The organism is Methanothrix sp. (assembly GCA_029907715.1).
Classification (GTDB): Archaea; Halobacteriota; Methanosarcinia; order Methanotrichales; family Methanotrichaceae; genus Methanothrix_B.
This window is the reverse complement of record JARYLI010000005.1, coordinates 38,921-52,029: the sequence shown is the minus strand read 5'-3', so window position 1 is coordinate 52,029 and position 13,109 is coordinate 38,921. Positions and strand designations below refer to the sequence as shown.

Annotated in this window: 16 protein-coding genes; 14 read left to right on the top strand and 2 right to left on the bottom strand. The window is 55.2% G+C overall.

The window, feature by feature from the left end; all coding sequences use genetic code 11:
* Positions 1–95 precede the first annotated feature (95 nt).
* The 14 genes from QHG98_04795 (at position 96) to QHG98_04730 (ending at position 10,769) form a co-directional block, all read left to right on the top strand.
* Positions 96–419 carry a DUF3467 domain-containing protein gene (locus QHG98_04795; protein ID MDH7597049.1) on the top strand — a complete coding sequence of 108 codons (324 nt, stop codon included), beginning with the start codon at positions 96–98 and terminating at the stop codon, positions 417–419.
* An 11-nt stretch (positions 420–430) separates the two neighbouring features.
* A complete protein-coding gene (locus QHG98_04790; protein ID MDH7597048.1) occupies positions 431–943 on the top strand; it encodes a tetratricopeptide repeat protein in 513 nt (170 codons plus the stop codon).
* Between the two features lie 36 nt (positions 944–979).
* Positions 980–1,213, top strand: coding sequence for an Lrp/AsnC ligand binding domain-containing protein (locus QHG98_04785; GenBank protein MDH7597047.1), 234 nt, complete (start codon positions 980–982; stop codon positions 1,211–1,213).
* On the top strand, positions 1,214–2,368 hold the full coding sequence (locus tag QHG98_04780) for an MFS transporter (protein ID MDH7597046.1): 1,155 nt from the start codon (positions 1,214–1,216) through the stop codon (positions 2,366–2,368).
* Positions 2,369–2,655: 287 nt separating this feature from the next.
* Complete coding sequence (locus QHG98_04775; GenBank protein ID MDH7597045.1) at positions 2,656–3,255, top strand: UbiX family flavin prenyltransferase; 600 nt, start codon at positions 2,656–2,658, stop codon at positions 3,253–3,255.
* Between the two features lie 12 nt (positions 3,256–3,267).
* The gene (locus QHG98_04770) at positions 3,268–3,453 is read left to right on the top strand and encodes a hypothetical protein (GenBank protein ID MDH7597044.1); all 186 of its coding nucleotides are present in this window, start codon (positions 3,268–3,270) and stop codon (positions 3,451–3,453) included.
* Positions 3,454–3,582: 129 nt separating this feature from the next.
* Positions 3,583–5,184 (top strand): methyl coenzyme M reductase system, component A2, encoded by a 1,602-nt coding sequence (gene atwA / locus QHG98_04765; GenBank protein ID MDH7597043.1) that lies wholly within the window; start codon positions 3,583–3,585, stop codon positions 5,182–5,184.
* Positions 5,185–5,218: 34 nt separating this feature from the next.
* Positions 5,219–6,748: a methanogenesis marker 3 protein gene (locus QHG98_04760; protein ID MDH7597042.1), complete on the top strand. Its 1,530-nt coding sequence runs from the start codon at positions 5,219–5,221 to the stop codon at positions 6,746–6,748.
* Positions 6,745–7,170, top strand: coding sequence for a methanogenesis marker 6 protein (locus QHG98_04755; GenBank protein ID MDH7597041.1), 426 nt, complete (start codon positions 6,745–6,747; stop codon positions 7,168–7,170). The genes QHG98_04760 and QHG98_04755 overlap by 4 nt, the downstream gene beginning before the upstream one ends.
* A gap of 9 nt (positions 7,171–7,179) precedes the next feature.
* Entirely contained in the window at positions 7,180–7,617 is a 438-nt protein-coding gene (locus QHG98_04750; GenBank protein MDH7597040.1) for a methanogenesis marker 5 protein, read from the top strand.
* Entirely contained in the window at positions 7,614–8,840 is a 1,227-nt protein-coding gene (locus tag QHG98_04745) for a methanogenesis marker 15 protein (GenBank protein ID MDH7597039.1), read from the top strand. The genes QHG98_04750 and QHG98_04745 overlap by 4 nt, the downstream gene beginning before the upstream one ends.
* Before the next feature lies 1 nt (position 8,841).
* Complete coding sequence (locus tag QHG98_04740; GenBank protein ID MDH7597038.1) at positions 8,842–9,411, top strand: methanogenesis marker 17 protein; 570 nt, start codon at positions 8,842–8,844, stop codon at positions 9,409–9,411.
* The gene (locus QHG98_04735) at positions 9,404–10,327 is read left to right on the top strand and encodes a methanogenesis marker 7 protein (GenBank protein MDH7597037.1); all 924 of its coding nucleotides are present in this window, start codon (positions 9,404–9,406) and stop codon (positions 10,325–10,327) included. Before QHG98_04740 ends, QHG98_04735 begins: the two co-directional genes overlap by 8 nt.
* A gap of 4 nt (positions 10,328–10,331) precedes the next feature.
* Complete coding sequence (locus QHG98_04730) at positions 10,332–10,769, top strand: carboxymuconolactone decarboxylase family protein (protein ID MDH7597036.1); 438 nt, start codon at positions 10,332–10,334, stop codon at positions 10,767–10,769.
* 268 nt (positions 10,770–11,037) lie between these two features.
* On the opposite strand, the gene QHG98_04725 is transcribed toward QHG98_04730, so the two are convergent.
* Positions 11,038–11,844, bottom strand: coding sequence for a methyltransferase domain-containing protein (locus QHG98_04725; protein MDH7597035.1), 807 nt, complete (start codon positions 11,842–11,844; stop codon positions 11,038–11,040).
* Positions 11,845–12,156: 312 nt separating this feature from the next.
* Complete coding sequence (locus tag QHG98_04720; GenBank protein MDH7597034.1) at positions 12,157–12,477, bottom strand: tetratricopeptide repeat protein; 321 nt, start codon at positions 12,475–12,477, stop codon at positions 12,157–12,159.
* Positions 12,478–13,109 lie beyond the last annotated feature (632 nt).

Here is a 13,109-nt window from a genome sequence, read left to right as displayed (position 1 = left end):
TGCTCTCAGCAGAGAGCTGTGCCTGGTGCACGAGCGCACCCAGTTTTTTCGCAGTCTCAACACCTATTTTAATATAGATGTTTTACCGGAATACCATGGAAGTCTCTATAGAGGTAACAAGGAGCCCTGCATTCCGGCAGGTCTACGCGATAGGAGCCATTGGCGGTCACAGCCCGTACGATTTCAGGATATCATTCTACAATGATTCACCGAGAGCTTTCATAGAGGGCGGAAAGCAGCTGAGCGCGGTCGAAAGGAGCATGGAGGTTGAGGTCATACTCTCTCCGCTGGCGGCAAAGGAGCTTGCTGAGTGGCTGATGAACCACATAAAGGAGTACGAGAAGCTCTTCGGGGAGATCAAGCGCCCTGGGAAGCCGAAGGAGCCTGAGAGATCATCCCAGCTCCAGGGTTACATGTAGGGGGAAGCGGGATGCATACCAAGGAGAAGATCCTCATACACAAAGGCATTGACATGGTGAAGCGAGGAATGCATGAAAAGGCCCTGGAGTACTATGACAGAGCGCTGGAGATCAACCCGAACAGCTCGGATGCCTGGAACAACAAAGGAGTTGCGCTGTACAACCTGGACAGGATCGATGAGGCGCTCCAGTGCTACAACAGAGCACTGGAGATCGATCCAGATAACCTGGATGCCATGAGGAACATCGCGTTTGTCCACCGCGCACGTGGTGATTTTGAGAAGGCAATGGAACTCTACGAGACCGTTATGGAGAGGGGCGGAGATGCCTACGACCTGGAGGCGAAGGCAACCATACTCGTGGCGCTGGGCAGGTTCCAGGAGGCGATCGAATGCATCGGCAGGGCTTACGAGATGACTCCTGACCCAAGGTTCGAGGTCGAGATGGCTGCCATAATCGGAAAGGTCCAGGCGATGGAGGATCTCGCCCGGGAGAGCAGCGGCTCCGAGCAGAGCGGAGGGTGAGGATCTGGTCGATTGGCCGGTGCATGGAGGGCGCGCATGAAAGGATTTATAATGATAAATGTCGAGCCGGGCTCCGAGAAGCAGGTCTTTGACTCCCTTCAGAGAATCAGAGATATAAAGGAGGTCGTGCCGGTTTACGGTGAGTACGACTTCATAGCGATAGCAGATGTCGAGGCGATATCTGATCTTAACAGGATAGTTCTCTCGGTTCGCGAGATACCCAGCGTGACAAACACAAGAACAATACTCGGCATGGAGCTAAAGTTCTAGATGACAGATCTTCCGAAGAGCATATTCCCCCTGTACCTGTCGGTCTTCGTCTCCGTTCTGGGTTTCTCAGTGGTGGCGCCGGTATTTCCCCTTTATGTCCTCGATCTCGGGGCCACGCACCTCATGCTGGGGATAATAATCTCTGTTTACGGCGCGGTTCAGCTGCTGACGCAGATGCCCGCCGGGAGGCTCTCAGATCTCAGGGGGAGAAAGCCGGTTCTTCTCGTCGGTCTTCTGACATTTGCGATGATGCCGCTGCTCTACATTTATGCCTCGAACGTGTATCAGCTTGTACTGATAAGAATCTTCGGCGGCATAGGAGCTTCGATGGTCTGGCCGGTCGCCATGGCCCTGATAGTGGACTGCGTGGATCAATCTCACAGAGGCCTTGCCATGGGCTGGTACAACGCATCATTCTACTCCGCCGTGGCTGTGGGGCCGGTCATCGGAAGCATCCTCTACGGAGTCTTTGGAATAAAAGCGCCGTTCGTCTTCTGGAGCATGTTTGCCACTGCAGCTCTTGTCATAGTGATCTTCGTCGTCAGAGAGCCACCGATCAGGAGCGGGGTGCTGTCCTCAAACACACACAGATCCAGGCTGATCATAGATGGATCCATGATAACGTTCATCATATGCTGCAGCGTGGTGATGCTACCCGGCCTGATCGGGGGGTTCAACATGACGCTGCTGCCGGAGCTGGCGCTGAGCGTCGGTGTGGGCGTGTCTCAGCTGGGCATTCTGTACCTCGCGTACGCAGGCACCAATGCTCTTTCCAATATATATTTCGGAAGAATAGCGGATCTCGGCCACCGCAGGCTTCTCATAAGCGGAGGAAGCCTCGGCTGCGCTCTTGGATTCGCGGCGCTCGGCCACGGTCCGGGGCTTCTCCCGCAGCTTCTGGCCCTCTCACTTCTCGGCCTGAGCTCCGGAATGTGCACACCCGCAGCTGCTGTGGTGGTCTCGGATGTCACAAGCCCTGAGAGGAGGGGGGAGATCTTCGGGATCTTCAACACCTCCAGAATGCTCGGGGTCGTCATAGGCCCTATAATAGCTGGCCTCACAGCGGATCTCAGCGGTTTGGCAGGAGCGCTCACAGCATTCCTGGCCGTTACCCTGATGATCTCAGCCATGACTCTGAGCCTGAGGGAGACCTGAATCTCCCATGTAGGCTGCATTTTTTGTGCATGCAGTCTGCAGAGATCGACAGAGATAAATTGTGTGAAGATTCACAGCACTTTCAGATTCCGGTCGTGTGTTTGAATCGCCAAACAGAACTGCCGGGGATCGCCACTGGATCACAAATCCTGCGATGCAGAATGCTCCAGTAATTGTGCGCACACGCGACACAGAATGAACGGCATCAGGAAGAGATGAGCCCGGATGAGATGTTCACGCAGGGCGTGAAGGTAATCGGAGGCTTTGAGGGGCATTTATAAAAGGGGATGGATATCGTGGAGATCGTTCTTGGAATAAGCGGCGCATCTGGTGTTGTGTATGGGACAAGGCTGCTGGAAGTCCTCCGTGAGCGCTGCTTTGTCAACCTCATAATCACCGAGGCTGCGAGGAAGATACTGGAGATAGAGTGCGGTAGATCTCATAAGGAGATGATCTCTCTGGCGGATCGCGTATTTGAGCCGGACGATCTCACATCGCCCATAGCAAGTGGCTCCTATCTGTTCGATGCCATGGTTGTGGCCCCATGCAGCATGAGAACGATGGCTGCAATAGCCTGCGGCATATCGGATACGCTTATAGCCAGGGTGGCTGATGTCTGTCTCAAGCAGAGGAGGACGCTCGTTCTGGTGCCTAGGGAGACTCCGCTGAGCCTCATACACCTCAGAAACATGGTCGCGGTCTCAGAGGCAGGAGGAATCATACTTCCAGCATCGCCATCATTCTACTCCAGGCCCAGAAGCGTGGCGGAGCTAGTGGACACTGTTGTATGCAGGATTCTGGACATTCTCGGGATTGATAACAGCATATCGCCCAGATGGCGCGGTTTCGGTGGAAATGCTTATAATGATACGGGTGAAGAGCGGTAGTAGGTGAATTGAATGAAGTGTCAACTCTGTGGGGTGGAGAAGGAGACATTTCCCGTAAAGGCGAAGCAGGTGACGATCTTTGGTCCCAAGGATACCACGTTCTACATCTGCCAGGAGTGCCTTGAGCTGAGCCATCAGGCATACCTTGACAAGGAGTTCCTCCTGGTAAAGGGAGGGACCGGCGGAAAGGGGCACTGATGCATCTCCAGCCCAGCGCCCGCCTCTGGAATCGTGCCATGGGGAATGCAATTGTTAACAATAAACTTAAGTAGGATTCAGTCCTGGAGACCGAATGCAATCTTATAAATCACCATGGGGATTGATACTTTGGCACCTTTTATAGAGATCAAGGATCTGACTGTTCGGTTCGGTGATCTTGAGGTCCTGAGCAATGTGAATCTCGAGATCGAGGAGGGTGAGTCGGTAGGGATCCTGGGCAGGAGCGGCGCGGGCAAGAGCGTTCTGATGCATGTCCTGAGAGGGGTTGAGGTATTTCCAGGCATAAGTGGAAGTGTTGTTTACCACATCGCAATCTGCGATAGATGCGGATATGTTGAGCCGCCGAGCAGGGTGGGCGGTCAGTGCAGATGCGGTGGCACTTTTAAGGCTGCTGAGGCAGATTTCGCAAAGCTGGGGATAAACGATCCTCTCAGGAGAGCCGTCGCCAGACGAATCGCCATAATGCTCCAGAGGACGTTCGCCCTTTACGGCGATGAGAGGGTGATCGTGAACGTCATGAGGGCTGTGGAGGACACTGGAGAGACGATAAGCGTTCACAGGGCAGCTGATCTCCTCGATGAGGTCAACCTCTCGCACAGGATGATGCATGTGGCGAGGGAGCTCAGTGGCGGCGAGAAGCAGAGGGTTGTGCTCGCCAGACAGCTCGCAAAATCGCCGATGCTCCTTCTTGCGGATGAGCCCACAGGAACCCTGGACCCGGCGACCGCAGCTCTGGTCCACGACTCCATAAAAAGAGCTGTCAGGGACTTCAAGATGACCATGGTCATCACCAGCCACTGGCAGGATGTCATGGTGGATCTGGCAGACAGGGCGATACTTCTCGATCACGGGAAGATTCAGGCAATAGGCGATCCCAGGAAGATAGCGGACCAGTTCATCGCCATGGCTGGAGAGATCGGGAAGAGGGAGCCGGTCGCCGTTGGCGAGCCCATAATCAGAGCAATAAACCTCTCCAAGAGATACATCAGCATAGATCGTGGTGTTGTCAAGGCGGTGGATAACGTATCCTTCGAGGTCTATGAGAGGGAGATATTCGGCATAGTGGGCGTCAGCGGCGGCGGAAAGACCACGCTCTCGAAGATAATCAGCGGGCTAATAACCCCGACGAGCGGGTTCGCGTTTGTCAGGGTCGGAGATGAATGGGTGGATATGACGCTGCTCGGAGCGGACGGCCGCGGCAGGGCCACGAAGCACATAGGAGTCCTGCACCAGGAGTACACGCTCTACCCGTACAGAACCGTCATAGAGAACCTGACAGAGGCTATAGGGCTCTCGCTTCCGTATGAGCTGGGCGAGAGGAAGGCGATTCACACGCTAACGACCGTTGGATTCACAGATGACGAGGCTGAGATGATCCTGAACAAATATCCTGATGAGCTGAGCGAGGGCGAGCGGCACAGGGTCGCCATGGCTCAGGTCCTCATAAAAGAGCCCAGGATAGTCGTTCTTGATGAGCCCACAGGCACGATGGATCCGATAACGAAGATAGAGGTGAGCAAGTCCATCCTCAGCGCAAGGGAGGAGATGGAGGAGACATTCGTCATAGTGAGCCACGACATGGACTTCGTCAGCAATGTGTGCGATCGCGCTATGCTTATGAGGAATGGAAGAGCAGTCTCTATCGGCGCTCCGGCAGATGTCCTGAAGCTGCTCACAGAAGAGGAGGAGCGCGAGATGCTGGGGAGCTGATCTCCGGCGTCGGATTCCGGCGGCAAGGAGGCGTATGAGGGTCAGAGTAGATGGATCGGAGATATCTCTGAGGGATGGGGCCACCCTGGGCGAGGCTCTCGAGGCTGCCAGCTCCACAGTATCGCCAGGAGCTGTGATCGGCATCATAAAAGGACGCGGAGAGAAGGCGAGAGCCACAGACTCCTACTGGCTTGTCACGACCAAGGGCAGAATAAGGATCGATCTCCTGGATACTGGCCTGAAGGATGCATGGCATGAGGCGGTGGAGCGGATAGGTGGTCTGGAGGGAAGATGGTCTGATTCAGGTGCTGTTGCGTTTGGGAACTTCCCATCATCGATATCTCCGGGGAGGGGCGCATATGAGTACAGCAGGTTTGATGTGCTCCTCGGCGCCAGCGGCTTCGAAAGCGAGAAATCCCAGCTGATCTTCATCAAGCGCAGGCATTCCGCGGTCTACGGTGTGCCGTCTGAGAGCAGGGGGATCCTCGCGAGGGTCGTCGGCGGGAAGAACATACTCGACAGGCTGGATAAGAACGACCGCATACTCAAAGTGGAGCCGATCGTCGAGTGGGAGGACCTGACCGAGAAGCTTGTCACATCCGACATGTCGTTTCCACTTGCCGATGGGATGGAGATCTACTCCAGGTTCGAGGTCGATCTCATCCAGGACGCTCCAAGAGGGGCGGAGTTCTTCCTTGCAGCGACGAGGGATGGAGCTCTGAAGGTGGATGCGGTCTCGAGCTCATACATCTCCTCGCATGTCCTCAAGGGCGAGCCGATAGAGTTCGAGCACAGAGAGCCGCGGCTTGAGGGCGCAGTTACGGTGAGGACTTCCGGAAGAGGGCTGGGCCACATATTCATCTACAAGGCTGACAGAACATCCAACCCTGGCCACTCTGTCGTCGGAAGGGTCACTGCAGGTCTGGACCTCCTCAAGCTCGCATCCCCCGGCCAGCGTCTCACCGCAAAGGTAAGACCTGAGAGGTTCATGGTGCTTGGCATGCCGCTCAGCGATGCGATGGAGCTCGCAAGATCCAGGGGCATAGAGCCATCGGTCGATGGCTACACCGGAGATGACGCGGTCGTCATCGAGCAGAACCCGCCGACAACCATGGAGGTTCTGAAGGCCGGTAAGGTTTCACTGAAGGCGATACAGTCATCCAGGCTGGTGAGGATAGAGCTCTACGACGATCTGGCCCCGAAGACCCTGGACTATTTCAGGCATGTTGTGGGGCTCAAGGAGCGGCCGGTGGGGCCTCTTCCGGTATTCTTTGTTTATGAGAACACGGTTCTGTTCAAGCCGTTGATCGACGCGCTCAGATACAAGGAGTTGCTGCCTGAGAACAAGCCCACAGGTCCTGTGCCTGCGGGATCGATAGGCGTCACGAACCAGGTGGCGAAGAGGACCGGGCTGATTGGAGTGAAGTTCGTAGAGGACAGGAGGTATGGCCCCTCCGGGGAGAAGTTCGAGGGCACGAACATCATCGGCAGGGTTATAGATCTTGACAAGCTCAGGGACGTGAAGGAGGGGGAGATCGTGTATGTAATGGAGGAGAAGAGATGAGGGTTACGAAGTACGTGATAACATCTCCGGAGTCTGAGATCCTCCCCTCTGACATCGCCATGCACATCTACGGATCCAAGCGCGACGTTCATGTGAAGGAGACCTGCTTCGGGGTGATCATAAACGGTGAGAAGGACGAGATCGACGATCTCGTCAGGGAGATAAGAGCCATGGATCCGAACGGGATATTCATAAAGGACCGTGGGTTCCCACCGGGAGATCCAAGAAGATGCCGCGGGCACCGTGGCGGAGGGCCGAGGCCTGGCTTCTTCATGCTGGAGTGCGAGTCGAAGATGCTTCCAATGATATCCAGAGCTCTCGAGGCGGAGAGCAGGAACGCGCCCCTGCCAGAGGCCGCCCCCGAGAAGACGCCCGTGAGCATGGAAAGACTTGTAGAGATTATTAAGGATGAGTTTGCCTGAGGTATCCTGATGGTCAAAGTCATTGTCTACCCCCCCACAAGCACGATACTCGCGGATCTCGTCGACAGGATGGGGCACACGCCCCTGGTTATGGCGAACGAGATCAGAAAGAAGATAGACACGCCGAGCCTCGAATCCCCTCCTCTGAACATCACACCAGAGGACCCGAAGAAGGGGCTGAAATATGCAGCAGTCGATGTGCCCTCAGGTGTTCGCGGGCGGATGTCGCTGATAGGTCCGATGATAGATGAGGCAGAGGCCGCGATAATAGTCGAGGATAACAACTGTCTCGTGGGGTGCACTGGATGCGCCAGGACGAATGAGCTCACCAGGCTGCTGATAAAGATCAAGGGCATACCGTTCATAGAGCTGAAATACCCGAGGGACGATGGTGAGGCCAGGCGCTTCGTTCATGAGATCAGAATGTTCCTGGAGGGGCTGAAATGATAAGAATAGCCCAGCTTTCATGCGGCGCCGAGTACAGCGGAATCCAGAGGGAGCTTGAGAGGGCGGCCGAGATCGTTGGCGCGAAGATGATCTCGCCCGAGGTCTCGCTCGAGGATGTGATGGAGGTGGAGAAGCGCTTCGGCGTATCGGTTCCGAGTGGAGACCTCAACCTGATCATGGCGAGGGCGACCAGGCTGGTACAGAATCCAGATCTTGCAGACGCTGTTTTCGTGGCGACCTGTTTCAGATGCGCTGAGGGCGCCATTATCCGGGGTGAGGTGAGGCGCTACATCCATGAGCATTCGAGGCTCCCCGTATTGAGCTACTCGTTCACGGAGAGGACAACAGCAGAGACCCTGCTGACGAGAATGGAGGCTCTGGTGACGACTGCCAGGATGAGAGGATTGCTCGCCAGGGAGCGGCAGACGGGTCTCACAGCCGGCATTGACTCCGGCTCGACCACCACAAAGGCAGTGATAATGCGCGATAATCAGATCATCGGCACAGGCTGGGTTCCAACGACAGAGGTCATAAAGAGCGCGGAGGAGGCATTCCAGCAGGCTCTCCAGGAGTCGGGGGTGAAGCGCGAGGAGATCCAGGGCATCGGCGTCACCGGCTACGGCAGATTCCTCGTCGGCAAGCACTTCGATGCTAGGCTTATCCAGGAGGAGATCACGGTAAACTCCAAGGGCGCTGTCTTCCTGGCGAACGCCCAGAAGGGGCCTGCCACTGTGATAGATATAGGCGGGATGGATAACAAGGCGATATCCGTGCAGGACGGCGTGCCCGGGAGCTTCACGATGGGCGGGATATGCGCAGGCGCATCCGGAAGGTTCCTGGAGCTCACCGCGAGAAGGCTGGGCGTGAACATAACAGATCTGGGCAAGCTCGCGCTCAGGGGGTCGTACAAGAGCGTGCCGATGAACAGCTACTGTATTGTCTTCGGCACACAGAGCCTCGTAAACAGCCTCTCGAAGGGCGCACGTCCGGAGGATGTCGCGATGGCTGCCTGCCACAGCGTCGCGGAGCAGGTCTTCGAGCAGCAGCTCCAGGAGGTTGAGGTGAAGCAACCGGTGATCATGGTCGGCGGCACCTCCCTAATTGAGGGCCTCCCAAGAGCGATGGAGGATCTTCTGGGAATAAAGGTCATTGTTCCGAACCACGCCCAGTACATCGGCGCTGTCGGCGCCGCGCTGCTCGTCTCCGGTATGCTGGAGGTCTGATATGGATCCTCTCGAGGTCTACAGGGTGGAGGCTCCGGGAGAGGAGTTCGGCGCTGCGAAGTACCGAGAGATCATACTCGACATACTCCAGGACCTAGGCCTGGTCAGATCCATAGGCAGGCTTTACGTTTACATAGATATGGAAAGACCGTATTTTGCCGTCTATGGCCTGCTGCGCGGCTCGCTTCCACCACTGCGTGTTGGCGATGTTGCAGATGTCGTCAGGACCCAGGAGGGATATCAGGTAAAGGTGAACGAAGAGGAGCATCTCGCCGATATGCTCAGGGTGCTCTGGGAGAAGTACGGGCGCGACAAGGTGGAGCAGCCGGACAGGGACCTCCTCACGGTATCTTCCGATGTTAGCCCGGCTGATCTGATTGTGACGGATGTGGACGCGGAGTTCAGAAGGGACCTCACTGATGCTCTGATAAGAATAGCGCCTGAAGGCTTCAGAAACAGAAGGAACGAGATGACAGAGGACTCCTTCCTCTTCATCGCCTCTGAGGAGACGATAACACCGGAGCTGATCGAGGAGGTCAGGGAGAAACTGAGGGGTATGGAGAATGCTTGAGCCTGTGATGTTTACCGGCGGCGTCTACAAGCACGATCTGGTCATAGAGCTTGTCGAGGACCTTGGCGGTTACCTCCTCCAGAAGAACGTGACGCAGAGCGAGGTGATACTGCTCCTGCTCGTCCCCGCAGAGGACCTCAGGATCCTGGAGGATCTCACAAAGGAGCTTCGCGGAGAGCTCACCCGGGCGCCGCTTGCCGGAACAGAGGTTGCTGTTGTGACCCCGACCCTCGCGATACACCACCTGCCGCACACAGCATGTGATATCGCAGAGTACCTCAGGCGGAATGGAGCGAAGAGCAACATGATCGGCCTGGCACGGGGGGTCGGGCGCGAGATAGCCCAGATAAATGAGTACGAGACAGCTCTGATAAATGAGCATGATGCTGCGGTCTTCATCTTCGGGAACTTTGCAAAATGCATAATCAAGAAGGAGGAGCTGTACAAGGGCATAAACATCCCCGTGGTGGTAACAGGCGGGCCTGAGATCCCGAAGGGGGAGATGCCATACGCCTTCGAGTACGTCTCATCTGTGGGGAGGATAGCTCACCGGTCTAAGAAGGCAACAGAGATAGGAAACCTTGACAGGATCGTCGCTGCAGTGGGCAGAGCTCTTGACAAGATGCGCGCGGATATAGAGAAAGATCCGCTGACGACGTCTCCTCCGAGAGTCATGGACGCGGTTCGCGAGCAGGTTCCTGATATCGAGAGGTCTTACTCGCCGCTTCCGATCGCTCTGAACCTGACGGGATGCAGAATAAAGCTTCCATACGAGGAGTATCACGAGGCAATAGGAGCTGTGCGGTTTGATGAGGGCGTCACGCTCAAAGAGATCGCGAGGATAGTGCCATCGAAGATGAAGAACTACACGCTTGTCAGGATTCTTCCGGAGTCCGAGACAGGGATGGTGTTTTAGGGATATGCTTGAGGACGAGCTAAAGGAAATACTCGAGAAGGGTGTTCAGAGATCTGCTGAGGATATGGTGAAGACGATCGAGAAGCTCTACGGAGAGGTGCCCTACATATTTCACTTCATGAAGGACAGCCCGGAGCTTCTCGTGACAAAGGTCCTTCACAACAACGCGATCGTGCGCAGCTCAAAGCTCGACATGAAGACGATCGAGCTGATATCCATCGCTGTCAGCGCTGCCATAAGATGCAGCCACTGCCTGGAGATGCACATCCGCGTCGCGTCAAGGATGGGGATAAGCGATGAGGAGATCGCTGCTGCGATGTTCCTCGCGGCTAACCTTGTTAATGCGAGCGTCCTCGCAACTGCCACCCGGGAGCTAGATGAGGAGAGGGAGATATGCAGAGCATGCCAGATCGGGACGTGCGAGGTGCATGAGAAGAAGTAGAGGTACTGGTGCTCAGTAAAATTGATTCGCTCATATCCATATGATAACTTGCCCGAAGAGGCACCAGTCACGCTGTGCGCTCGTGGCGAGCGAATGAGTGCATTCAGCAACCGGCCTGCATGCACTCCAAGTTGCTGAATACGTAAGAGCGTTTCTCAACTGAGCACGTTCTAACACTCTTCCTCATCCGGCATGAACGATTCATGTTCATACAAAACTTTCAGCGTCAATCAAGAATAAATAAGTTGTTATGAGGTGATGAACGTCCTCACTTTATTGCTTTTGCCTTGAAGAAGGTGTAACAGAAGGTTCCGGATGGAGGCTTTGCTGTGCCATATAGGTCAGCAATCCCTTTATCCCACGACCCTCTATCTATCATGCCAGTTGAGATCGCCCGGTCCCTCACACCTTCGACCATCGGTATGATGGTCCTTCTGACAAAACCCTCCATCATCTCGGGGTGCGTCTCATCGCTATATACCATACGCGGGGATATGGATATGCAGGTAAAGCCTGCTGCTTTGATCAGAGGATATAATTGCCGGCCTATGAGTGAGTTGCAGCCGATCGATGCCTGTACATCGATGAGACAGTGCCATACCCTGAGTGCCTCAGGGGTCTCTGGATAAAAGTAGCAGGATCCGTGATCTCCTTCGATCACGGTTATAGTGCCGCCCTTCTTGAGAACTCTGTACAGCTCTGCGAGCGCCACATCTGGCTCCTTGAGGTGCTCTAAAAGGAAGCAGACGAAGATGTCATCAAATGTCTCATCATCGAACGGCAAGCGAAATATATCTGCTTGGAGCAGCCTGATGTTTGCAGCATTGAGATTCTTCAGCTCAGCTTCTGCTCTCATAAGGGAACTCCTGGATATGTCCAGCGAGATTATTACAGCATGTGGGCTGGATGCGGCAAGGATCCTGGATTGCGAGCCGGTACCGCAGCCTGCCTCAAGGACCAGACGCCCTCCCTGATATGCTGTATCAAAGTGGAGCAGATGTGCGAGTGTTGCGGCCTGGTCTGATAGCCGCTCAGCCTCACGATCTGAGTAGCCGTGAACGTAGCATTCTGTCATGGGTCGACCACCCGCTGGTCTGGCACAGACCCTATTTCGCATTAACGGTTCGTTCTTTATATGTTTGGCAGCTTAGGAAGGTACGACGTGGCAGCTGTAAACCCCGCATGCAACAGCAGAGGCGTCCCAAAGGATGAAAACGCCCCCGTGACCCAAAATGCTCGATCGAAAATGCATCTCATCCGCGAATCCGGCTACCTGGACGATCAGGGAAGTCTCATCAAGCGCTTTTAGGGTGCTATGTCAAATGGCCAGATCCACGAAGCAGGAAACCCCGTCCTTCAGGACGGGAGAACTCACCTTCAACTCATGTCATACCAGATACCTCAGTCCCCTTGCCCTGACGTAATCAGTCTCTGCCTCCGCCTGGCGGCCCAGCGCCTTGAGAGCATCACCCCTGCCCTTCCACACCCAGGCAGGAACATTTCCAGATCTCAGCTCGATTATCCTTTCATATGCTGCAAGTGATTCGTTATATCTTCCGAGGAGATAACATGTTATGGCTTTCTCTTCCCACCCGCGTGTGTTATTCGGATCGAGGTCAATGGCTTTGTTGATGGCGGTAAGTGCCTCCTCCGATCTCCCCAGATTCAGAAGTATGTTGCTCTTCGTTAGCAGGGCAGCCATCTTCATGGAGCCGTTCAGCTCGATCACTTTGCTGTAGTACTGCAGGGCTTCTGTCCGGTTGGGAGTGAGCTCTGCCCTGTAGAACCAGGCGGTTGCATTTTCTGGATCATTCTGGCCTCCCGCTCATAGACCTCAAGGGCCTTATTCCGGGACAGATCTGCTTCTTCAGTTCTGCCAAGCCACATGAGAGCGACGGCACGTGCCTGCCATGCTCTGGCATCGTCCGGATTATCCATCACCCTATTCTCGCTGAGGTTAAGGACATTCATCCAGGCCTGCCTCTCCAGCAAACCGAAAACCGTGGCCCTGCCTCCCAGGCATCCAGGTTATCGGGATCGATACGAATCGAATTCCCATACATCTCAAGCGCTTCTTCGTATGAGCCGTTTTCAACAAACTCATCGCCTTTTTCAAGCCATTAACCCGGGTCCATGGCTGAAGCACAGATGACCATCACGAACAGTGACAGAGCAAATAAAACAAGCTTGGGCTTCAGTGCTCTGAAAAGCATCTCATCTGCACCCATAACTGGCAACAAAATATTTAAATCATCGCTCTCGCGTGCTCAGCAGCCTGGGGTTCGTGCCAGCTGGCTTCTGGAGGCACTCACCCGTCATGCCTTCGACTGCGTCGAAGAT